Annotated in this window: 19 protein-coding genes; 17 read left to right on the forward strand and 2 right to left on the reverse strand. The window is 56.9% G+C overall.

Annotated elements, in window-relative coordinates; genetic code table 11:
* The first annotated feature begins 131 nt into the window (after positions 1 to 131).
* The 4 genes from yfbV (at position 132) to DTA24_RS08320 (ending at position 3,749) form a co-directional block, all read left to right on the forward strand.
* The gene (yfbV, locus tag DTA24_RS08305) at positions 132 to 587 is read left to right on the forward strand and encodes a terminus macrodomain insulation protein YfbV (RefSeq protein ID WP_002913194.1); all 456 of its coding nucleotides are present in this window, start codon (positions 132 to 134) and stop codon (positions 585 to 587) included.
* 87 nt (positions 588 to 674) lie between these two features.
* Positions 675 to 1,169 carry a YfbU family protein gene (locus tag DTA24_RS08310; RefSeq protein ID WP_012540982.1) on the forward strand — a complete coding sequence of 165 codons (495 nt, stop codon included), beginning with the start codon at positions 675 to 677 and terminating at the stop codon, positions 1,167 to 1,169.
* An 11-nt stretch (positions 1,170 to 1,180) separates the two neighbouring features.
* Complete coding sequence (locus DTA24_RS08315; protein WP_008803942.1) at positions 1,181 to 1,840, forward strand: sugar phosphatase; 660 nt, start codon at positions 1,181 to 1,183, stop codon at positions 1,838 to 1,840.
* Between the two features lie 76 nt (positions 1,841 to 1,916).
* Positions 1,917 to 3,749 (forward strand): SLC13 family permease, encoded by a 1,833-nt coding sequence (locus DTA24_RS08320; protein WP_110195341.1) that lies wholly within the window; start codon positions 1,917 to 1,919, stop codon positions 3,747 to 3,749.
* A gap of 45 nt (positions 3,750 to 3,794) precedes the next feature.
* Here DTA24_RS08320 and yfbR read toward each other — a convergent pair whose 3' ends face one another.
* Positions 3,795 to 4,394, reverse strand: a complete 600-nt coding sequence (gene yfbR / locus DTA24_RS08325; RefSeq protein WP_002913188.1) for a 5'-deoxynucleotidase — start codon at positions 4,392 to 4,394, stop codon at positions 3,795 to 3,797.
* A gap of 81 nt (positions 4,395 to 4,475) precedes the next feature.
* Positions 4,476 to 5,693 (reverse strand): alanine transaminase AlaA, encoded by a 1,218-nt coding sequence (gene alaA / locus DTA24_RS08330; protein ID WP_008803944.1) that lies wholly within the window; start codon positions 5,691 to 5,693, stop codon positions 4,476 to 4,478.
* A gap of 876 nt (positions 5,694 to 6,569) precedes the next feature.
* Here alaA and DTA24_RS08335 point away from each other — a divergent pair.
* From DTA24_RS08335 to nuoM, 13 genes are all read left to right on the forward strand, one after another.
* Positions 6,570 to 7,496: a LysR family transcriptional regulator gene (locus tag DTA24_RS08335; RefSeq protein ID WP_114500503.1), complete on the forward strand. Its 927-nt coding sequence runs from the start codon at positions 6,570 to 6,572 to the stop codon at positions 7,494 to 7,496.
* A 648-nt stretch (positions 7,497 to 8,144) separates the two neighbouring features.
* Positions 8,145 to 8,591, forward strand: a complete 447-nt coding sequence (gene nuoA, locus DTA24_RS08345; RefSeq protein ID WP_002913181.1) for an NADH-quinone oxidoreductase subunit NuoA — start codon at positions 8,145 to 8,147, stop codon at positions 8,589 to 8,591.
* A 15-nt stretch (positions 8,592 to 8,606) separates the two neighbouring features.
* Positions 8,607 to 9,281, forward strand: a complete 675-nt coding sequence (gene nuoB, locus DTA24_RS08350; protein ID WP_002913178.1) for an NADH-quinone oxidoreductase subunit NuoB — start codon at positions 8,607 to 8,609, stop codon at positions 9,279 to 9,281.
* 87 nt (positions 9,282 to 9,368) lie between these two features.
* Entirely contained in the window at positions 9,369 to 11,177 is a 1,809-nt protein-coding gene (gene nuoC, locus DTA24_RS08355; protein WP_008803946.1) for an NADH-quinone oxidoreductase subunit C/D, read from the forward strand.
* 2 nt (positions 11,178 to 11,179) lie between these two features.
* Positions 11,180 to 11,680, forward strand: a complete 501-nt coding sequence (gene nuoE, locus DTA24_RS08360; RefSeq protein ID WP_002913160.1) for an NADH-quinone oxidoreductase subunit NuoE — start codon at positions 11,180 to 11,182, stop codon at positions 11,678 to 11,680.
* On the forward strand, positions 11,677 to 13,014 hold the full coding sequence (gene nuoF, locus DTA24_RS08365; RefSeq protein ID WP_002913158.1) for an NADH-quinone oxidoreductase subunit NuoF: 1,338 nt from the start codon (positions 11,677 to 11,679) through the stop codon (positions 13,012 to 13,014). Before nuoE ends, nuoF begins: the two co-directional genes overlap by 4 nt.
* Positions 13,015 to 13,045: 31 nt before the next feature.
* Entirely contained in the window at positions 13,046 to 15,772 is a 2,727-nt protein-coding gene (gene nuoG, locus DTA24_RS08370) for an NADH-quinone oxidoreductase subunit NuoG (protein ID WP_012967511.1), read from the forward strand.
* On the forward strand, positions 15,769 to 16,746 hold the full coding sequence (gene nuoH / locus DTA24_RS08375) for an NADH-quinone oxidoreductase subunit NuoH (protein ID WP_002913156.1): 978 nt from the start codon (positions 15,769 to 15,771) through the stop codon (positions 16,744 to 16,746). The genes nuoG and nuoH overlap by 4 nt, the downstream gene beginning before the upstream one ends.
* A 14-nt stretch (positions 16,747 to 16,760) precedes the next feature.
* Positions 16,761 to 17,303, forward strand: coding sequence for an NADH-quinone oxidoreductase subunit NuoI (gene nuoI / locus DTA24_RS08380; protein ID WP_008803948.1), 543 nt, complete (start codon positions 16,761 to 16,763; stop codon positions 17,301 to 17,303).
* Between the two features lie 10 nt (positions 17,304 to 17,313).
* The gene (gene nuoJ / locus DTA24_RS08385) at positions 17,314 to 17,868 is read left to right on the forward strand and encodes an NADH-quinone oxidoreductase subunit J (RefSeq protein WP_004201743.1); all 555 of its coding nucleotides are present in this window, start codon (positions 17,314 to 17,316) and stop codon (positions 17,866 to 17,868) included.
* The gene (gene nuoK, locus DTA24_RS08390; RefSeq protein WP_002913148.1) at positions 17,865 to 18,167 is read left to right on the forward strand and encodes an NADH-quinone oxidoreductase subunit NuoK; all 303 of its coding nucleotides are present in this window, start codon (positions 17,865 to 17,867) and stop codon (positions 18,165 to 18,167) included. The genes nuoJ and nuoK overlap by 4 nt, the downstream gene beginning before the upstream one ends.
* Positions 18,164 to 20,005 (forward strand): NADH-quinone oxidoreductase subunit L, encoded by a 1,842-nt coding sequence (gene nuoL / locus DTA24_RS08395; protein ID WP_064160838.1) that lies wholly within the window; start codon positions 18,164 to 18,166, stop codon positions 20,003 to 20,005. Before nuoK ends, nuoL begins: the two co-directional genes overlap by 4 nt.
* A 301-nt stretch (positions 20,006 to 20,306) precedes the next feature.
* Positions 20,307 to 21,836 (forward strand): NADH-quinone oxidoreductase subunit M, encoded by a 1,530-nt coding sequence (gene nuoM, locus DTA24_RS08400; RefSeq protein ID WP_008803950.1) that lies wholly within the window; start codon positions 20,307 to 20,309, stop codon positions 21,834 to 21,836.
* The last annotated feature ends 3 nt before the right edge of the window (positions 21,837 to 21,839 follow it).

Raw genomic sequence — 21,839 nt, forward strand, 5'->3', positions numbered from 1 at the left:
ATCCGCCCTTTCAGGCGGGCACAGGATACCTGATTGCGGCATCCTTTGCCAAAATCTTTTGAACGATGTCATGCATAGTTGGTGTTTTGCACGAATTTTTTAAGTTTTATATGTAAAGTTGAGGTAAAGCCATGTCGACCCCTGAGAAACGCCCCGTTAGCTTCTTTAGCTTGTTCAACCGCGGGCAGCATTACGCAAAGACCTGGCCTCTCGACAAGCGCCTCGCGCCGGTGTTTATCGAAAACCGCATTATTCGTGCCACCCGCTATGCTATCCGTATCATGCCGCCGATCGCCATTTTTACGCTGTGCTGGCAGATAGCCCTGGGCGGCCAGCTGGGTCCCGCTGTCGCCACCGCGCTGTTTGCCCTGAGCCTGCCGATGCAGGGATTATGGTGGTTGGGTAAGCGTTCGGTGACGCCGCTGCCGCCCTCCATTCTTAACTGGTTTTACGAAGTGCGCGGCAAACTGCAGGAGGCGGGGCAGGCGCTGGCGCCGGTCGAAGGCAAGCCCGATTATCAGGCGCTGGCTGACACGCTTAAGCGCGCCTTCAAACAACTGGATAAAACTTTCCTTGATGATTTGTAATTCACTACGGAAAACGCATATAAAAGAAGGCGCATGATTTATGCGCCTTCTTTATTTCACGCCCTACCGTGCTACAGGAGTAACAACATGGAAATGACCAATGCGCAGCGTCTGATTTTATCCAATCAGTACAAAATGATGACGATGCTCGACCCGGACAATGCGGAACGCTACCGTCGTCTGCAGACCATCATTGAGCGTGGGTATGGGCTGCAGATGCGCGAACTGGACCGCGAGTTTGGCCAGCTGACGGAAGAAACCTGCCGTACCGTTATCGATATCATGGAGATGTACCACGCGCTACATGTCTCCTGGACCAACCTGAAAGACGCGGCGGGTATCGACGAGCGTCGGGTTACCTTCCTCGGATTTGATGCCGCCACCGAAGCGCGTTTTCTCGGCTATGTACGCTTTATGGTCAATATTGAAGGCCGCTACAGCCATTTTGACGCCGGCACTCATGGCTTTAACTCGCAGACCCCGATGTGGGAGAAATATCAGCGGATGCTGAGCGTCTGGCACGCCTGTCCGCGCCAGTATCACCTGAGCAGTAATGAAATTAACCAAATTATCAATGCCTGAGGGAGGTGCCCGTGCAGTGTAAAGGTTTCCTGTTCGATTTAGACGGGACGCTGGTGGATTCCTTGCCGGTGGTGGAGCGTTCATGGTGTAAGTGGGGCGATCGTTTCGCCATTGACCATGATGAAATTCTCAGTTTTATTCACGGCAAGCAGGCCATTACCTCTATTCGCCATTTTATGCCGGGTCGTAGCGAGGAGGATATCCAGGCCGAATTCCGCTTCCTCGAGCAGATTGAAGCCACTGATATCGAGGGCATTGTCGCTCTGCCGGGGGCGTTAACCCTGCTGAGTACCCTCAATGAGGCTGGGATCCCATGGGCGATTGTCACTTCCGGGTCGGTGCCGGTTGCCCACGCGCGTCATCGCGCGGCAGGCCTGCCGATGCCGGAGGTCTTCATCACCGCTGAGCAGGTAAAACACGGAAAACCGGCGCCGGACGCCTATCTGCTGGGCGCCGAGCGGCTGGGGCTGCCGGCCGATCAGTGCGCGGTGGTAGAAGATGCGCCGGCGGGGTTGCTCTCCGGCCTGGCGGCGGGGTGTCGCACCATCGCGGTCAACGTGCCTGCCGATGCCCCTCGACTGGATGAAGCCGACCTCGTGCTGAGTAGCCTGGACGATCTGGTGATCGAACGCCAGGCGGACGGCTATGTTAATGTGCGTCTTAAAGCGTAAACGTATGATTTCGCCCCGCGTTGCCGGGGCTTTTTTATGCCACTATGTCGACTCCCACTTGTGACAAGGAAACGTTGTGAACGGTGAATTGATTTGGGTTTTATCCCTTCTGGCTATCGCGGTTGTGCTGTTTGCTACCGGCAAGGTGCGCATGGATGCTATCGCCCTGATGGTCATTGTCGCCTTCGTCCTCAGCGGCACGCTGACGCTGAATGAAGCCTTTTCCGGGTTCAGCGATCCTAACGTGATCCTGATTGCCGCCCTGTTTATTATCGGTGATGGCCTGGTGCGTACCGGGGCGGCCACCAAGATGGGGGCGTGGCTGGTGAGTGTGGCGGGCAACAGCGAAACCAAGATGCTGGTTTACCTGATGCTCACCGTCGCCGGGCTGGGTGCGTTTATGAGTTCAACCGGGGTGGTCGCCATTTTCATTCCGGTGGTGCTCAGCGTGTCGGCGCGGATGAATACCTCTCCCTCGCGGCTGATGATGCCGCTGAGCTTTGCCGGACTTATCAGCGGGATGATGACCCTGGTCGCAACGCCCCCCAACCTGGTCGTCAACAGTGAACTGCTGCGCGAAGGGCTGCACGGCTTCAGTTTTTTCAGCGTCACGCCGATTGGCCTGGTGGTGCTGATCCTGGGCATCGTCTATATGCTGGCGGTGCGCTTTATGCTGAAGACAGAGAATGGCGAATCCGCGCGTGATGGCCGTAAAAGAAGCACCTTCCGCGATCTGATCCGCGAATATCACCTCACTGGCCGCGCCCGCCGGCTGGCGATCCGTCCTGGTTCGCCGATGATCGGCCAGCGTCTTGATGATTTAAAACTGCGTGAGCGGTACTGTGCCAACGTCATCGGCGTCGAACGCTGGCGGCGGTTCCGTCGGGTGATTGTTAACGTCAACGGGGTATCGGAATTCCGCGCCCGCGACGTCCTGCTGATCGATATGTCCGCCTCCGATGTCGACTTACGCCAGTTCTGTGGTGAGCAGATGCTCGAGCCGATGGTGCTGCGCGGCGAATATTTTGCCGATCAGGCGCTGGATGTGGGCATGGCGGAGGTGTCGCTGATCCCGGATTCGGAGATGATTGGTAAAACGGTGCGTGAGATAGCGTTCCGCACCCGGTTTGGTCTCAATATCGTCGGCATGAAGCGCGATGGCGAGGCGATGGATGGTTCCGTGGTCGATGAGCCGCTGCAGCTCGGCGATATCCTGCTGGTGGTCGGCAACTGGCGGCAAATTGCCCTGCTGGCGAAGCGTGGGCGTGATTTCGTGGTGCTCAATATGCCGGTTGAAGTGGATGACGCTTCGCCGGCACACAGCCAGGCTCCGCACGCGATTTTCTGTCTGGTGTTGATGGTAGCCCTGATGCTCACTGATGAAATTCCCAACCCGATTGCCGCGATCATCGCCTGCCTGCTGATGGGCAAATTCCGCTGCATCAACGCCGAAAGCGCCTATAAGGCGATCCACTGGCCAAGCATTATTTTGATTGTCGGGATGATGCCGTTTGCCCTGGCGTTGCAGAAAACCGGCGGGGTAGATCTGGTGGTCAAGGGACTGATGGACGTCGCCGGAAGCGAGGGGCCTTATCTGATGCTCGGCTGCCTGTTTGTAATGTGCGCGGCGATAGGCCTGTTCATCTCTAATACCGCGACCGCGGTCCTGATGGCGCCTATAGCCCTGGCAGCAGCGAAGTCAATGGGGGTGTCGCCCTATCCCTTCGCCATGGTGGTGGCGATGGCGGCTTCGGCGGCGTTTATGACTCCGGTTTCCTCGCCGGTCAACACCCTAGTGCTTGGCCCGGGTAAGTATTCCTTCAGCGACTTTGTGAAGATTGGCGTGCCCTTCACCGTACTGGTGATGGTGGTCTGCGTGCTGCTGATCCCGGTATTGTTTCCGTTTTAAGGGTGTCAGGCCGGGTAGGGCGCAACCGCTGCCCGGCCTGAAAAATTACAGCGGCGAATCCTGGCTTATTTCATCCAGCGACAGCTGGAAGCTCGGGACAAACACCTGCATAAAGTAATCCATCTCTGCGCTTCGCCGCGACGCCAGCGTCTTTTCCAGACGGCCTTTGGCCAGCAGAAATTCGTTGTTACCCGCAGACAGCTCTTCGAGGCACTTCAGGTAAGCGCAGAGGGCGTCAGCCTGTTTAACGATCGACTGCTCTTCCTCACTGTAGTGATGCTCATCAATCAGCGGCTCGAAAATATCGCGCAGCTCGTCAGGGACCATATCCACCAGCTTTTGCTGAGCAATTTTCTCAATCGCCTTATATTCCTGGGCAATCTGGGAGTTGAAATATTTCACCGGGGTAGGGAGGTCGCCAGTTAATACTTCGGAGGCGTCATGGTACATCGCCAGCAGGGCGATACGTTCTGCGTTGACCTGGCCGCCAAATTTACGGTTTTTAATTGCCGCCAGCGCATGGGCGACCATCGCCACCTGCAGACTGTGTTCGGAGACATTTTCGGTGCGCACGTTGCGCATCAGCGGCCAGCGGTTAATCAGTTTCAGGCGGGAGAGGTGGGCAAAGAAATGACTCTGACTCATAGGAACCCTTAATCAGTGACAACATCGGGTTCCATTGTGCGCAGGGATCGCCGCCGGATGCAAATGCCGGCGGCGTAGCGATTAAAGCTGGTGGTAGCCGGAGAGGAAGCGGCCAAAGCGGGAGATCGCCATCTCCAGGTCGTCTTCACGAGGCAGCGTCACAATGCGCACATGATCCGGCCACGGCCAGTTGAACGCGGTACCCTGCACCAGCAGGACTTTCTCCTGCAACAGGAAGTCGAGCACCATTTTCTGGTCGTCGTGAATATTGAAGCGTTTGGCATCGATTTTCGGGAACATATACAACGCGCCTTTTGGCTTCATGCAGGAGACACCCGGAATATCGTTGATCAGCTCCCAGGCGCGGTTGCGTTGTTCATACAGGCGCCCGCCGGGAATGATGAATTCGCTGATACTCTGGTAGCCGCCCAGCGCCGTCTGGATAGCATGTTGTGCCGGCACGTTGGCGCACAGACGCATCGACGCCAGCATCTCCAGGCCTTCGATATAGCCCTTCGCGTGTTTTTTCGGGCCATTCAGCACCATCCACCCCTGACGGAAACCGGCAACACGGTAGGTTTTCGACAGTCCGTTGAAGGTCACGGTCAGCAGATCTGGCGCCAGAGCAGCAATCGAGTGATGCTGGGCTTCGTCGTAGAGGATCTTATCGTAGATCTCATCGGCGAAAATAATCAGGTTATGCTGCCGGGCGATCTCGACGATCTCCTGCAGCAGTTCTTTGGAATAGACCGCGCCGGTGGGGTTGTTGGGGTTAATGATCACGATCCCGCGGGTGCGCGGCGTGATTTTTGCGCGGATATCGTCAAGATCCGGGAACCAGTCAGCGGATTCGTCACACAGATAGTGGACCGCTTTGCCACTGGAAAGCGACACCGCCGCCGTCCACAGTGGGTAGTCCGGCGCGGGAACCAGCATCTCATCGCCGCTGTTTAACAGCGCCTGCATCGCCTGCACAATCAGTTCGGACACGCCGTTGCCGATGTAAATATCTTCTACCGTGACATCACGCATTCCCCGGGCCTGGTAATGCTGCATGATGGCTTTGCGCGCCGAATACAACCCTTTCGAATCGCAGTAACCCTGGGCAGTAGGCAGATTGCGGATGACGTCGACGAGGATCTCGTCAGGGGCCTCGAAGCCGAATGGCGCCGGGTTGCCGATGTTCAGTTTCAGAACTTTATTGCCTTCTTCCTCAAGACGTTTCGCTTCTTTCAGAACCGGGCCACGGATGTCGTAACAGACGTTCTCTAACTTGCTGGATTTTTCGATGGGGGACATGAATCTTGACCTTTTAGCTGTTATCGCCACTCCCTGCCGTGGAAGTCAGCACGGAACAATGTACTCCGCATCCCCGCTGTTTTGAAGGCTTTGCAGGAGAAGATTTTGCTAACGCAGGATTTTAAGCGTAATTGATTTATCTGCCGCTTACGGTTTTAGGTTGTAGGTTATACCTGCTTATGATGCTTTTTTTGGTCGTATATGTAGACCATATGCCTTTTTTGCCATCATTTATCTGGTTTGTTTGTGTGACGAAGGGGCGAACGAAGAATGTTGGCAGACTAAACAACGCTATCCTTAATACAATAGGGACTGATTTGTAATTTTGATGTTAAATAATATCAATAAAAAACAGTCCGCGGGGGCATTATTATTATTTTTGACAGGTAATAATCTGAGGTTTGTTAATTTATATAAAACGTTGAAAAAAATTTAAAATTATCTGAGTTAATCCTTATTTAGGCTTATAAAAAGGGCGGGAATCGGTTAGAATATCGCCGTTAATATCAGTGATAGCCGGTAAGCACTCCGGTTGGATTGATGTTTAATATATTGTTATTACAGGATTTTATTGTTCATTCTTCCCTGTGTGAACGCGCGGTGGAAGAGAGACTTTCTCACCACCACTGGCCGCTTTTCCGGAGCGACGCATGACACCTGGCTGGCCGTGGTAATAAATAACAATGAGAAATACGAACAATATATTACTCCGTGGTTCTGCGCATTTGCCCAGACGAGTACTTTGGCATGTAATAACGTTCGTCCAGTTGTTTATCCGCCATCTGACGGTGAGCACGAGGCTCAGGGAATAGCCGGAAACCTGGCGTAAAGCATCAACAAGGCAGGTCAGCGTTAGCCACCTGTAAGTGAAGAAAGATGATTAATACAACACGTCCGATACTCAACCTTGATCTCGATCTGCTGCGCACCTTTGTGGCGGTCGCTGATTTGAACACCTTCGCCGCCGCCGCCGCCGCAGTGTGTCGTACCCAGTCCGCGGTCAGCCAGCAAATGCAACGCCTGGAGCAGCTGGTCGGCAAAGAGCTTTTCGCCCGTCACGGGCGTAATAAACTGCTGACTGAGCAAGGCATCCAGCTACTGGGCTATGCCCGCAAGATCCTGCGTTTTAACGATGAAGCCTGCATGTCGCTGATGTATGGCAGCCTGCAAGGTGGATTGACCATCGGCGCGTCGGAAGAAACGGCCGATACCATCCTGCCGTTTTTGTTAAACCGCATCGGCTGCTTCTATCCCAGAATGACGCTGGAGATCAAAGTGCATCCCCATGCCGCCATCATGGCGATGCTGGCCGAGGGGCGGGTGGATCTGGCGCTGACCACCCATCAGCCTCCCGGCTTTACCTCTTTCATCCTGAGAACGTCACCGACCCTCTGGTACTGTGCGGCGGAATATGTGCTGACGAAAGGGGAGTCTATTCCCCTGATCCTGCTCGAAGAGCCAGGTCCATTCCGCCAGGATATTATTGCCGCGCTGGAGGCGGCCCGCGTCCCATGGCATCTGGCCCATGGCGCTTCGTCTCTCTCCGGGGTGAAAGCGGCGGTCAAAGCCGGGCTGGGCGTCACCGCGCGACCCGTCGAAATGATGAGCCCCGATTTGCGCGTGGCTGGCATCAGCGATGGATTGCCTGGCCTGCCGGATACCCGGTATGTGGTCAGTTGCAATCCGCAGACGGTGAGCGAGCTGCCGCAGGTGATTTTTCAGTCACTGAGTCAGGAGAGCGACCCCTGGCGAACGGGGCCGGCACTTACTCCGCAAGAGGGAGATAACACCTTCATTTTGTGAGGGCAATTTTCTAACAAAGATCACAAAAACTGGTAACAGAATGTAAGTGAGCAAAAAGAGCCTCAGGGGAGGGTTTCTCGCCTGGTGGCTCTTTTTTTTGCACTATTATTGATGTTTTGAAAGTTTTTTTTATTTCTTTCCTGAAAAATCAGCGTATTGGCGTGACCTGGCGCTCACCTTGTCGACTTTTCCCTGCACTTTCAACACTTCCTGCTAATGTTAAAAAACCGGACGGATTGTTGCCGATTTCCTGGGGTAATTAACAAAACCGTGTCACAGATCAAGAAAATACCCCTCTTTGGGGGGAGGAATCGAGGCTAAATCCTGTCAAAATAGAAGGGATTTTTGATTTACGACGGAAACGGACACGATTCAACAACACTAAAACCGAACAGTATGCAAGGTTATTTCGCATAAAAGGGCATTTAATGTTAATGAAAAGATTCCAATGTAAATTAATGTTATGAAAACTTTTGTTAAAGTTGACAAAAGGTTAAAGAAAGGGGTAAAAAGCCACGGCATCTGGGCTTCTCACATCAACCAGGGACGCTTTTTTGCACGGTTTTTTTATTCCTCCCGTGAAACGCTGTGGCGTTCATCTGCCAGTAAGAGCAGAGGGTTTTGGCGCTACACTTTTTTGGTTAAGCAATGCGTATGTCAACATCCACTGAAGTCATCGCTCATCATTGGGCATTCGCTATATTTCTCATCATCGCTATCGGCCTGTGCTGCCTCATGCTCGTCGGCGGCTGGTACCTTGGCGGTCGCGCGCGCGCGCGTAGCAAAAACACGCCGTTTGAATCGGGGATTGACTCCGTTGGTTCGGCCCGCTTACGTCTTTCTGCGAAGTTTTATCTGGTTGCCATGTTCTTCGTTATCTTCGACGTGGAAGCCCTGTATCTCTACGCATGGTCGACTTCTATCCGCGAGAGCGGCTGGGTCGGCTTTGTGGAAGCCGCAATTTTCATTTTAGTGCTACTGGCTGGTCTGGTTTATCTCGTTCGCATCGGCGCACTGGACTGGACGCCTGCGCGTTCCCGTCGCACGCTGGTTAACCCGGAAACAGACAGTCCCACTAACCGTCATATGCAGTAAAAGCGAGGCAATAAGATGGATTATACGCTCACCCGCATAGATCCTAACGGTGAGAACGACCGTTACCCCCTGCAGAAACAGGAGATCGTCACCGACCCCTTGGAGCAGGAAGTCAATAAAAGCGTGTATATGGGGAAACTCGAGCATGCGCTGCATGACATGGTGAACTGGGGCCGTAAGAACTCAATTTGGCCGTATAACTTCGGCCTTTCTTGCTGTTATGTGGAAATGGTGACGTCATTCACTGCGGTGCATGACGTTGCGCGTTTTGGGGCAGAAGTTCTGCGCGCCTCTCCGCGTCAGGCGGACCTGATGGTGGTCGCTGGAACCTGCTTTACCAAAATGGCGCCGGTTATTCAGCGTCTGTACGATCAGATGCTGGAGCCGAAGTGGGTGATCTCCATGGGCGCCTGCGCTAACTCCGGCGGCATGTACGACATCTATTCCGTCGTCCAGGGCGTGGATAAATTCATTCCGGTCGATGTGTACATCCCGGGCTGCCCGCCGCGTCCAGAGGCCTATATGCAGGCGCTGATGCTGCTGCAGGAGTCCATTGGTAAAGAACGTCGTCCGCTCTCATGGGTGGTTGGCGATCAGGGCGTTTATCGCGCCAATATGCAGTCGGAACGCGAGCGTAAACGCGGCGAACGTATTGCAGTGACCAATCTGCGGACGCCGGACGAGATTTAATTTGCGCCTGCGGGCGGGAGTACCACTTCGCAAATCAATCTACAACAACGCGAAGTCTCGCCCGGCAGTCACCACGGACCTTTTGCAATGGTGAACAATATGACCGATTTAACCGCGCATGACGCCGCACCAGCCTGGCAAACCCGCGATCACCTTGATGACCCGGTGATCGGCGAACTGCGCAACCGCTTTGGGCCGGATGCCTTTACCGTTCAGCCAACCCGCACCGGCGTACCGGTGGTGTGGGTGAAGCGTGAGCAACTGCTTGAGGTGGGTGATTTCCTGAAGAAATTGCCGAAGCCTTACGTGATGCTGTTTGACCTGCACGGCATGGACGAACGTCTGCGCACCCACCGCGATGGCCTGCCCGCCGCGGATTTTTCCGTTTTCTATCATCTGATTTCTATCGACCGCAACCGCGACATCATGCTCAAGGTGGCGCTGTCTGAAAATGATCTGCATCTGCCGACTTTCACCAAACTGTTCCCCAACGCCAACTGGTATGAGCGTGAAACCTGGGAAATGTTTGGCATGACCTTCGATGGACACCCGAACCTGCGCCGTATCATGATGCCGCCGACCTGGGAAGGCCACCCGCTGCGTAAAGACTATCCGGCGCGCGCTACCGAATTCGATCCGTTTGAGCTGACCAAAGCCAAGCAGGATCTGGAGATGGAAGCGTTGACCTTCAAACCGGAAGAGTGGGGCATGAAGCGCAGCACCGACAACGAGGACTTCATGTTCCTCAACCTCGGTCCGAACCACCCGTCGGCCCACGGTGCATTCCGTATTATTCTGCAGCTGGATGGCGAAGAGATCGTCGACTGCGTACCGGACATCGGTTATCACCACCGCGGCGCCGAGAAGATGGGCGAGCGTCAGTCCTGGCACAGCTACATCCCGTATACCGACCGTATTGAATACCTCGGCGGCTGCGTCAACGAGATGCCGTACGTGCTGGCGGTGGAAAAACTGGCCGGGATCACCGTGCCGGATCGCGTGAATGTGATCCGCGTGATGCTCTCCGAACTGTTCCGCATCAACAGCCACCTGCTGTATATCTCGACCTTTATTCAGGACGTCGGCGCGATGACGCCGGTCTTCTTCGCCTTTACCGATCGGCAGAAAATTTACGATCTGGTGGAAGCGATTACCGGGTTCCGTATGCACCCGGCGTGGTTCCGCATCGGCGGTGTCGCGCACGATCTGCCGCGTGGCTGGGATCGCCTGCTGCGGGAATTCCTCGAGTGGATGCCGAAGCGTCTGGATTCTTACGAGAAAGCCGCGCTGCGCAACACTATTCTGAAAGGCCGTTCCGTCGGCGTGGCAGCCTATACCGCCAAAGAGGCGCTGGAGTGGGGCACCACCGGCGCAGGCCTGCGCGCCACCGGTATCGGCTTCGACGTGCGTAAATGGCGTCCTTATTCTGGCTATGAAAACTTCGACTTCGAAGTCCCGACCGGGGGCGGCGTCTCTGACTGCTACACCCGCGTGATGCTGAAAGTCGAAGAGCTGCGCCAGAGCCTGCGCATTCTTCAGCAGTGCCTCGATAACATGCCGGAAGGCCCGTTCAAAGCGGATCACCCGCTGACCACGCCGCCGCCGAAAGAGCGCACGCTGCAGCATATCGAAACCCTGATCACCCACTTCCTGCAGGTATCGTGGGGCCCGGTGATGCCGGCCAACGAATCCTTCCAGATGATTGAGGCGACCAAAGGGATTAACAGTTACTACCTGACCAGCGACGGCAGCACCATGAGCTACCGTACCCGCGTGCGTACGCCGAGCTTTGCGCATCTGCAGCAGATCCCGTCGGCGATCCGCGGCAGCCTGGTATCCGACCTGATCGTCTATCTGGGTAGTATCGATTTTGTTATGTCAGACGTGGACCGCTAATTATGCACGAGAATCAACAACCACAAACCGAGGCTTTTGAGCTGAGTGCGGCTGAGCGTGAGGCTATTGAGCACGAGAAGCACCACTACGAAGACCCGCGTGCGGCGTCCATCGAAGCGCTGAAAATTGTCCAGAAACAGCGCGGCTGGGTGCCGGATGGGGCGATCTATGCGATCGCCGATGTGCTGGGGATCCCGGCCAGTGACGTCGAAGGCGTGGCAACATTTTACAGCCAGATTTTCCGTCAGCCGGTTGGCCGTCACGTGATCCGCTACTGCGACAGCGTGGTGTGCCATATCACCGGTTATCAAGGTATTCAGGCTGCGATTGAGAAGAAGCTCAATATCAAGCCAGGGCAGACCACCTTCGATGGCCGCTTCACGCTGCTGCCGACCTGTTGCCTGGGCAACTGCGACAAGGGACCGACCATGATGATTGATGAGGATACTCACAGTCATCTGACGCCGGAGGCAATTCCTGACCTGCTGGAGCAGTACAAATGAAAACCGTAATTCGTACTGCGGAAACGCATCCGCTCACCTGGCGTCTGCGCGACGACAAGCAGCCGGTATGGCTGGACGAATATCGCAGCAAAAACGGTTACGAAGGGGCACGTAAAGCCCTGACCGGGATGGCGCCGGATGAGATTGTCACGGCGGTAAAAGACGCTGGCCTGAAAGGGCGCGGCGGCGCGGGCTTCTCCACGGGTCTGAAGTGGAGCCTGATGCCGAAAGACGAATCCATGAACATCCGTTACCTGCTGTGTAACGCCGATGAAATGGAGCCGGGCACCTATAAAGACCGTCTGCTGATGGAGCAGCTGCCGCACCTGCTGGTGGAAGGCATGCTGATCTCCGCGTTTGCGCTGAAAGCGTACCGCGGCTACATCTTCCTGCGCGGCGAATATATCGAAGCGGCCCAGCATCTGCGTCGTGCGATTGCCGAAGCCACTGAAGCGGGCCTGTTGGGGAAAAACATCCTTGGCACCGGGTTTGACTTCGAACTGTTTGTCCACACCGGGGCAGGGCGCTATATCTGCGGTGAAGAGACGGCGCTGATCAACTCCCTGGAAGGCCGCCGTGCTAACCCGCGCTCCAAGCCGCCGTTCCCGGCGAGCTCCGGCGTGTGGGGCAAGCCGACTTGCGTCAACAACGTGGAAACCCTGTGCAACGTGCCGGCGATCCTCGCCAACGGCGTCGAGTGGTACCAGAACATTTCCACCAGCAAAGATGCTGGCACCAAGCTGATGGGCTTCTCCGGCCGGGTGAAGAATCCGGGCGTCTGGGAGCTGCCGTTCGGCACCACCGCGCGTGAGATCCTCGAAGATTACGCCGGCGGCATGCGCGATGGCCTGAAGTTTAAAGCCTGGCAGCCGGGTGGGGCAGGGACCGACTTCCTGACCGAAGCGCATCTTGACCTGCCGATGGAGTTCGAAAGCATTGGTAAAGCGGGCAGCCGTCTGGGCACCTCGCTGGCGATGGCCGTTGACCATGAGATCAATATGGTCTCGCTGGTGCGTAACCTCGAAGAGTTCTTTGCCCGCGAGTCCTGCGGCTGGTGTACGCCGTGCCGTGATGGTCTGCCGTGGAGCGTGAAGATCCTGCGCGCCCTGGAGCGCGGCGAAGGCCAGCCTGGCGATATCGAAACGCTTGAGCAACTGTGTCGATTCCTGGGCCCGGGTAAAACCTTCTGCGCGCACGCGCCGGGCGCAGTCGAACCGCTACAGAGCGCGATTAAATATTTCCGCGAAGAATTCGAGGCTGGCATTAAGCAGCAGTTCAGCAATACCCATGCAATCAACGGGATTCAGCCGAACCTGCTTAAGACGCGCTGGTAATCAAAGGTTTTTTATTTTTGGAAGCACGCAAATGGCTACGATTCATGTAGACGGCAAAGAATACGAGGTCAACGGGGCGGACAACCTGCTAGAGGCTTGTCTCTCTCTTGGTCTTGATATTCCCTACTTTTGCTGGCACCCGGCGCTAGGGAGCGTCGGTGCTTGCCGCCAGTGTGCGGTGAAGCAATATCAGAACGCGGAAGACACGCGTGGTCGCCTGGTGATGTCCTGTATGACTCCGGCATCCGACGGCACCTTTATTTCTATTGACGACGGCGAAGCGAAGCAGTTCCGCGAAAGCGTGGTGGAGTGGTTGATGACTAACCACCCGCACGACTGCCCGGTCTGTGAAGAAGGGGGCAACTGCCACCTGCAGGATATGACGGTGATGACCGGCCATAGTTTCCGCCGCTATCGTTTCACCAAGCGTACCCACCGCAATCAGGATCTGGGGCCGTTTATTTCTCACGAAATGAACCGCTGCATCGCCTGTTACCGTTGTGTGCGCTACTACAAAGATTATGCCGACGGCACCGACCTGGGCGTCTATGGCGCGCACGACAACGTCTACTTCGGTCGCCCGGAAGATGGCACCCTGGAAAGCGAGTTCTCCGGCAACCTGGTGGAAGTCTGCCCGACCGGCGTCTTCACCGACAAAACGCACTCCGAGCGTTACAACCGTAAGTGGGACATGCAGTTTGCGCCGAGCATCTGCCAGCAGTGTTCCATCGGCTGCAACATCAGCCCGGGCGAACGCTATGGCGAGCTGCGTCGTATCGAAAACCGCTATAACGGGACCGTTAACCGCTACTTCCTCTGCGACCGCGGTCGCTTCGGCTATGGCTATGTCAACCTGAAAGACCGTCCGCGTCAGCCGGTGCAGCGCCGCGGCGACGATCTGATTACTCTCAACGCCGAGCAGGCGATGCAGGGGGCAGCAGATATCCTGCGCCAGTCGAAGAAAGTGATCGGTATCGGCTCCCCGCGCGCCAGCATCGAAAGCAACTTCGCGCTGCGCGAGCTGGTTGGCGCCGACAACTTCTATACCGGCATCGCCAAAGGCGAACAAGCGCGCCTGCAGATGATGCTGAAAGTGCTGCGTGAAGGCGGGATCCATACCCCAAGCCTGCGCGATATCGAATCCTACGATGCGGTACTGGTGCTGGGCGAAGACATTACCCAGACCGGCGCGCGCGTGGCCCTGGCAGTCCGCCAGGCGGTGAAAGGGAAAGCACGCGAAATGGCAGCGGCGCAGAAAGTAGCCGACTGGCAGATCGCCGCGATCCTCAACATCGGGCAGCGCGCCAAGCACCCGTTATTCGTCACCAACATCGATGACACCCGCCTGGATGACATTGCCGCGTGGACCTACCGCGCGCCGGTGGAAGATCAGGCGCGTCTCGGCTTCGCCATCGCTCATGCGCTGGACGACAGCGCGCCAGCGGTTGACGGCCTGAGCCAGGACCTGCAGGGCAAAGTCGATGTCATCGTCCAGGCGCTGGCCGGGGCGAAAAAACCACTGATTATCTCCGGAACCAACGCCGGCAGCATGGAGATCATCCAGGCCGCCGCTAACGTCGCAAAAGCGTTGAAAGGCCGCGGCGCCGACGTCGGCGTGACCATGGTCGCCCGGGCGGTGAACAGCGTCGGTCTGGGCATGATCGGCGGCGGTTCGCTTGAAGAGGCGCTGGACGAACTGGAAAGCGGCGCCGCAGACGCGGTTATCGTGCTGGAAAACGACCTTCACCGTCATGCTTCCGCCGCGCGCGTTGACGCTGCGCTGGCGAAAGCCCCGCTGGTGATGGTGGTTGACCATCAGCGCACCGCGATTATGGACAAAGCGCACCTGGTGCTCTCTGCCGCAAGCTTTGCGGAAAGCGACGGGACTGTGGTGAACAACGAAGGCCGCGCCCAGCGTTTCTTCCAGGTTTACGATCCGGCTTACTACGATGCGAAAACCGTGATGCTGGAGAGCTGGCGCTGGCTGCATTCGCTGCACAGCACCGTCAACAACCGTCAGGTTGACTGGACGCAGCTGGACCACGTCATCGATGCGGCGATTGCCGCGCTGCCGCAGCTGGCGGGCATTAAAGATGCCGCGCCGGATGCGACCTTCCGCATCCGCGGTCAGAAGCTGGCGCGTGAACCACACCGCTACAGCGGCCGCACGGCGATGCGCGCCAACATCAGCGTGCACGAGCCGCGTCAGCCGCAGGATAAAGACACGATGTTCGCCTTCTCCATGGAAGGGAACAACCAGCCGTCCGCCCCGCGTTCGCAGATCCCGTTCGCCTGGGCGCCGGGCTGGAACTCCCCGCAGGCATGGAACAAGTTCCAGGATGAAGTGGGCGGGAAACTGCGCCACGGCGATCCGGGTGTTCGACTGTTTGAAGCGTCCGCCAACGGGCTGGAGTATTTCACCGCGGTGCCGGCCAGCTTCCAGGCGGAAGAGGGCAAATGGCGTATCGCGCCGTATTACCACCTGTTTGGTAGCGATGAGCTGTCACAGCGCGCGCCGGTGTTCGAGAGCCGGATGCCTGAGCCGTACATCAAGCTGAATCCGGCGGATGCCGCGAAGCTGGGCGTTAACGCGGGGGCAATGCTCTCCTTTAGCGTGGAAGGCCAGACCCTGCGTCTGCCGCTGGTTATCTCTGAAGGCCTGACCGCAGGACAGGTTGGCTTACCGATGGGCATGCCGGGCATTGCGCCGGTGCTGACCGGATCGCGTATTGATTCACTGCAGGAGGCGAAAGCATGAGCTGGTTAACGCCGGATCTTATCGACATTCTGTTAAGCATCCTGAAGGCCGTGGTCATTCTGCTGGTGGTCGTCACCTGCGGCGCGTTCATGAGCTTCGGCGAGCGTCGTCTGCTCGGCTTGTTCCAGAACCGCTACGGACCTAACCGCGTCGGCTGGGGCGGTTCGCTGCAGCTGGTCGCCGACATGATCAAGATGTTCTTCAAAGAGGACTGGATCCCGCGCTTCTCCGATCGCGTGATCTTTACTCTGGCGCCGGTTATCGCCTTTACCTCGCTGCTGCTGGCCTTTGCTATCGTGCCGGTCAGCCCGACGTGGGTGGTGGCTGACCTGAACATCGGCATCCTGTTCTTCCTGATGATGGCAGGCCTGGCGGTCTATGCGGTGCTGTTCGCCGGCTGGTCGAGCAACAACAAATACTCGCTGCTGGGGGCGATGCGTGCTTCCGCGCAGACCCTGAGCTACGAAGTGTTTCTCGGTCTCTCCCTGATGGGCGTGGTGGCGCAGGCGGGGTCATTCAATATGACCGATATCGTCAACAACCAGGCGCATCTGTGGAACGTCATTCCGCAGTTCTTCGGCTTCGTCACTTTCGCCATCGCCGGCGTGGCGGTGTGTCACCGTCACCCGTTCGACCAGCCGGAAGCGGAGCAGGAACTGGCCGATGGTTACCACATTGAATATTCCGGCATGAAATTCGGTCTGTTCTTCGTCGGTGAATACATCGGTATCGTCACCGTTTCAGCGCTGATCGTCACGCTGTTCTTCGGCGGCTGGAATGGCCCGTGGTTACCACCTTTCATCTGGTTCGCGCTGAAAACCGCGTTCTTCATGATGATGTTCATTTTGATCCGCGCATCATTACCGCGTCCGCGCTATGACCAGGTAATGTCCTTTGGCTGGAAGGTATGCCTGCCGTTAACGCTGGTCAACTTGTTGGTAACGGCGGCTGTCATTCTCTGGCAGGCGCAATAAGGGGTGAATTGAACATGACCTTAAAAGAATTATTGGTGGGGTTCGGCACCCAGGTCCGTAGTATCTGGATGATTGGCCTGCATGCCTTCGCCAAACGTGAAACCCGGATGTATCCGGAAGAGCCGGTCTATCTGCCGCCGCGCTACCGCGGCCGCATCGTGCTGACCCGCGATCCGGACGGTGCAGAGCGCTGCGTTGCCTGTAACCTGTGTGCGGTAGCCTGCCCGGTGGGCTGTATCTCGCTGCAGAAAGCAGAGACCAAAGATGGCCGCTGGTATCCGGAGTTCTTCCGCATCAACTTCTCACGCTGCATTTTCTGCGGCCTGTGCGAAGAAGCGTGCCCGACCACGGCGATCCAGTTGACCCCGGACTTCGAACTGGGTGAATACAAGCGTCAGGATCTGGTGTACGAAAAAGAGGATCTGCTGATTTCCGGTCCGGGCAAATACCCGGAATATAACTTCTACCGGATGGCGGGTATGGCAATCGACGGCAAAGATAAAGGTGAAGCGGAAAACGAAGCTAAGCCAATCGACGTCAAGAGCCTGTTACCGTAAGGAGAGGGCAATGGAATTCGCTTTTTATATCTGTGGCCTGATAGCCATCCTCGCAACCTTGCGGGTCGTCACCCACACCAATCCGGTACATGCGCTGCTGTACCTGATTATTTCGCTGCTGGCGATTGCCGGGGTGTTCTTTTCGCTGGGCGCTTACTTTGCTGGTGCGCTGGAAATCATCGTCTACGCCGGGGCCATTATGGTGCTGTTCGTCTTTGTGGTGATGATGCTCAACCTGGGCGGCAGCGAGATCGAACAGGAACGCAAATGGCTGCAGCCGGGGATCTGGATTGGCCCGGCCATCCTTTCCGCGGTGCTGCTGGTGGTTATCGTTTACGCCATCCTGGGTATTAACGACCAGGGTATCGACGGCGCGGCGATCAACGCCAAAGAAGTGGGTATTGCGCTGTTTGGGCCGTACGTCCTGGCGGTGGAGCTGGCCTCCATGCTGCTGCTGGCGGGCCTGGTGGTCGCCTTCCACATCGGCCGCGAAGAGCGTGCCGGCGAGGTGCTGAGCAACCGCGTGAACGACAGCGACAAAAGAAAAACGGAGGAACACGCATGATCCCCTTAACACATGGACTGATCCTCGCGGCCATCCTGTTTGTGCTTGGTCTGACGGGGCTGGTGATCCGCCGCAATCTGCTGTTTATGTTGATTAGCCTGGAAATCATGATTAACGCCGCCGCGCTGGCCTTTGTGGTGGCGGGTAGCTACTGGGGCCAGGCAGATGGTCAGATAATGTATATCCTCGCCATCAGCCTCGCGGCTGCGGAAGCGAGTATCGGCCTGGCGCTGCTGCTGCAGCTCCATCGTCGCCGCCAGAACCTGAACATCGATTCAGTAAGTGAGTTGCGTGGATGAACATGCTTGCCTTAACCATTCTTTTGCCATTGATTGGCTTTGTGCTGCTGGCCTTTTCCCGCGGGCGCTGGTCGGAAAACCTTTCCGCTACCGTTGGCATGGGGTCGGTAGGCCTGGCGGCGCTGGTCACCGCGTACGTTGGCGTCGACTTTTTCGCTAACGGCAAACAAGCGGTCAGCGTACCGCTGTGGAACTGGATGTCGGTCGGTGATTTCAACATCGGCTTCAACCTGGTGCTGGATGGCCTGTCGCTGACCATGCTCTCTGTGGTGACCGGCGTCGGCTTCCTGATCCACATGTTCGCCTCCTGGTACATGCGCGGCGAAGAGGGCTACTCTCGCTTCTTCGCTTACACCAACCTGTTTATCGCCAGCATGGTCGTTCTGGTACTGGCCGATAACCTGCTGTTAATGTACCTCGGCTGGGAAGGTGTGGGCCTCTGTTCTTACCTGCTGATCGGTTTCTACTACACCGATCCGAAGAACAATGCCGCAGCGATGAAAGCCTTCGTGGTCACCCGCGTCGGCGACGTGTTCCTCGCCTTCGCGCTGTTCATTCTTTATAACGAACTGGGCACCCTGAACTTCCGTGAAATGGTAGAGCTGGCGCCGCAGCACTTCGCTAACGGCAGCACCACGCTGCAGTGGGCGACGCTGATGCTGCTCGGCGGCGCGGTAGGTAAATCCGCTCAGCTGCCGCTGCAAACGTGGCTTGCCGATGCGATGGCGGGCCCGACGCCGGTCTCCGCGCTGATCCACGCGGCCACCATGGTGACCGCGGGCGTGTACCTGATTGCCCGTACCCACGGCCTGTTCCTGATGACGCCGGAAGTGCTGCATCTGGTGGGTATCGTTGGTGCGGTAACGCTGGTGCTGGCGGGCTTCGCCGCGCTGGTGCAGACCGACATCAAACGTGTGCTGGCTTACTCGACCATGAGTCAGATTGGCTACATGTTCCTCGCGCTGGGCGTGCAGGCATGGGACGCGGCGATTTTCCACCTGATGACCCACGCGTTCTTTAAAGCGCTGCTGTTTCTGTCGTCTGGCTCGGTCATTCTGGCCTGCCATCACGAACAGAACATCTTCAAGATGGGCGGCCTGCGCAAATCCATTCCGCTGGTGTATGTCTGCTTCCTGGTGGGGGGCGCGGCGCTGTCCGCTCTGCCGCTTATCACCGCAGGCTTCTTCAGTAAGGATGAGATTCTGGCGGGCGCGATGGCCAACGGCCATATCAATCTGATGGTAGCGGGCCTGGTCGGCGCCTTTATGACCTCGCTGTACACCTTCCGTATGATTTTCATCGTGTTCCACGGTAAAGAGCAAATTCACGCGCACGCAGGGAAGGGGATTACCCACCATCTGCCGCTGATTGTGCTGCTGATTCTGTCCACCTTCGTTGGCGCGCTGATTGTGCCGCCGCTGGAAGGCGTACTGCCGCAGACCACTGAGCTCGCTCACGGTAGCGTGATGACGCTGGAAATTACCTCCGGGATTATCGCGATTGCCGGCATCCTGATCGCCGCATGGTTGTGGCTGGGTAAACGTACCCTGGTGACCTCCATCGCCAACAGCGCGCCTGGCCGCTTCTTCGGTACCTGGTGGTTCCATGCCTGGGGCTTCGACTGGTTATACGACAAGGTGTTCGTGAAACCTTTCCTCGGGATTGCCTGGCTGCTGAAGAGCGATCCGCTGAATGCGTTGATGAATATCCCGGCGATTCTGTCCCGCTTCGCAGGCAAAGGTCTGCTGGTGAGCGAGAACGGTTATCTGCGCTGGTATGTGGCATCAATGAGCATCGGCGCGGTGGTGGTGCTGGCGCTGCTGATGGTATTGCGTTGAGTTTGAGGATTGGGATTGTTTTGCCCGGCGGCGCGGTGCTTGCCGGGCTTACGGGACCGTAGGTCGGGTAAGCGTTAGCGTCACCCGACAAAACAAGCCTCAATCCGAAGTGAATTTTCTGTGAGAATTCGTTGAAAATCAGGTCGTAAAGGACAGGCGTTATCGGCGAAGTCAGAGTGGACACCGCCTGCGCGGAGCAACCGGAGCGTATTAAAATGCGTGAGGATTGTGAGCACAGCCGACGTTCGCTATGACGAGTAAGATAGCCTGAACCGGACTTAAATAAGGAATAAAAATCACCATGTTATTGCCTTGGTTGATATTAATCCCCTTTATCGGCGGCTTCCTGTGCTGGCAGACCGAACGCTTTGGCGTGAAAGTGCCGCGCTGGATCGCGCTGATTACCATGGGACTGACGCTGGCGCTTGGCCTGCAGCTGTGGATGCAGGGCGGCTATTCTCTGACGCAATCCGCGGGTATTCCGCAATGGCAGTCGGAATTCGTGCTGCCGTGGATCCCACGCTTCGGCATTAGCATCCATCTGGCGATCGACGGCCTGTCGCTGCTGATGGTGGTGCTGACCGGTCTCCTCGGCGTGCTGGCGGTACTCTGTTCGTGGCGTGAAATCGAAAAATACCAGGGCTTCTTCCACCTCAACCTGATGTGGATCCTGGGCGGCGTCATCGGCGTGTTCCTCGCCATCGACATGTTCCTGTTCTTCTTCTTCTGGGAAATGATGTTGGTGCCGATGTACTTCCTGATCGCGCTGTGGGGTCATAAAGCCTCGGACGGTAAAACGCGTATCACGGCGGCCACCAAGTTCTTCATTTATACCCAGGCGAGCGGTCTGGTGATGCTGATCGCCATTCTGGCGCTGGCCTTCGTCCACTTCAACGCGACCGGCGTGTGGACCTTCAACTATGAAGATCTGCTGAAAACGCCTATGTCCCACGGCGTGGAATACCTGCTGATGCTGGGCTTCTTCATCGCCTTCGCGGTGAAAATGCCGGTGGTACCGCTGCACGGCTGGCTGCCGGACGCCCACTCCCAGGCGCCGACTGCCGGTTCCGTCGACCTCGCGGGCATCTTGCTGAAAACTGCGGCCTACGGTCTGCTGCGCTTTGCGCTGCCGCTGTTCCCGAACGCCTCCGCCGAGTTTGCGCCCATCGCCATGTGGCTGGGCGTGATTGGTATCTTCTACGGCGCGTGGATGGCCTTCGCCCAGACCGATATCAAACGTCTGATCGCTTATACCTCCGTTTCCCACATGGGTTTCGTGCTGATTGCTATCTACACCGGTAGCCAGCTGGCTTATCAGGGGGCGGTGATCCAGATGATCGCCCACGGTCTGTCCGCGGCCGGTCTGTTTATTCTGTGCGGCCAGCTGTACGAACGTCTGCACACCCGCGATATGCGTCAGATGGGCGGTTTGTGGAGCAAAATTAAATGGCTGCCGGCGATGTCGATGTTCTTCGCCGTCGCCACCCTGGGGATGCCGGGCACCGGTAACTTTGTCGGCGAATTTATGATCCTGTTCGGCAGCTATAAAGTGGTGCCGGTGATCACCGTTATCTCGACCTTTGGTCTGGTATTCGCTTCCGTTTATTCGCTGTCGATGCTGCATCGCGCCTACTTCGGTAAAGCGAAAAGCGAAATCGCGGCGAAAGCGCTGCCGGGGATGTCCCTGCGTGAACTGTCTATCATCCTGCTGCTGGTGGTGCTGCTGGTGCTGTTGGGCTTCTTCCCGCAGCCGATCCTCGACACCTCGCATGCTGCGATGAGCAACATTCAGCAGTGGTTTGTTAATTCTGTTTCTACTACAAGGCCGTAATTC

The organism is Klebsiella sp. P1CD1 (assembly GCF_003790505.1).
GTDB lineage: Bacteria > Pseudomonadota > Gammaproteobacteria > Enterobacterales > Enterobacteriaceae > Klebsiella > Klebsiella variicola.

Coding starts and splice junctions, on each gene's coding strand:
- yfbV (WP_002913194.1), top strand. CDS start 132: ATGTCGACCCCTGAGAAACGCCCCGTTAGCTTCTTTAGCTTGTTCAAC.
- DTA24_RS08310 (WP_012540982.1), top strand. CDS start 675: ATGGAAATGACCAATGCGCAGCGTCTGATTTTATCCAATCAGTACAAA.
- yfbR (WP_002913188.1), bottom strand. CDS start 4,394: ATGAGTCAGAGTCATTTCTTTGCCCACCTCTCCCGCCTGAAACTGATT.
- alaA (WP_008803944.1), bottom strand. CDS start 5,693: ATGTCCCCCATCGAAAAATCCAGCAAGTTAGAGAACGTCTGTTACGAC.
- DTA24_RS08335 (WP_114500503.1), top strand. CDS start 6,570: ATGATTAATACAACACGTCCGATACTCAACCTTGATCTCGATCTGCTG.
- nuoA (WP_002913181.1), top strand. CDS start 8,145: ATGCGTATGTCAACATCCACTGAAGTCATCGCTCATCATTGGGCATTC.
- nuoB (WP_002913178.1), top strand. CDS start 8,607: ATGGATTATACGCTCACCCGCATAGATCCTAACGGTGAGAACGACCGT.
- nuoC (WP_008803946.1), top strand. CDS start 9,369: ATGGTGAACAATATGACCGATTTAACCGCGCATGACGCCGCACCAGCC.
- nuoE (WP_002913160.1), top strand. CDS start 11,180: ATGCACGAGAATCAACAACCACAAACCGAGGCTTTTGAGCTGAGTGCG.
- nuoF (WP_002913158.1), top strand. CDS start 11,677: ATGAAAACCGTAATTCGTACTGCGGAAACGCATCCGCTCACCTGGCGT.
- nuoG (WP_012967511.1), top strand. CDS start 13,046: ATGGCTACGATTCATGTAGACGGCAAAGAATACGAGGTCAACGGGGCG.
- nuoH (WP_002913156.1), top strand. CDS start 15,769: ATGAGCTGGTTAACGCCGGATCTTATCGACATTCTGTTAAGCATCCTG.
- nuoI (WP_008803948.1), top strand. CDS start 16,761: ATGACCTTAAAAGAATTATTGGTGGGGTTCGGCACCCAGGTCCGTAGT.
- nuoJ (WP_004201743.1), top strand. CDS start 17,314: ATGGAATTCGCTTTTTATATCTGTGGCCTGATAGCCATCCTCGCAACC.
- nuoK (WP_002913148.1), top strand. CDS start 17,865: ATGATCCCCTTAACACATGGACTGATCCTCGCGGCCATCCTGTTTGTG.
- nuoL (WP_064160838.1), top strand. CDS start 18,164: ATGAACATGCTTGCCTTAACCATTCTTTTGCCATTGATTGGCTTTGTG.
- nuoM (WP_008803950.1), top strand. CDS start 20,307: ATGTTATTGCCTTGGTTGATATTAATCCCCTTTATCGGCGGCTTCCTG.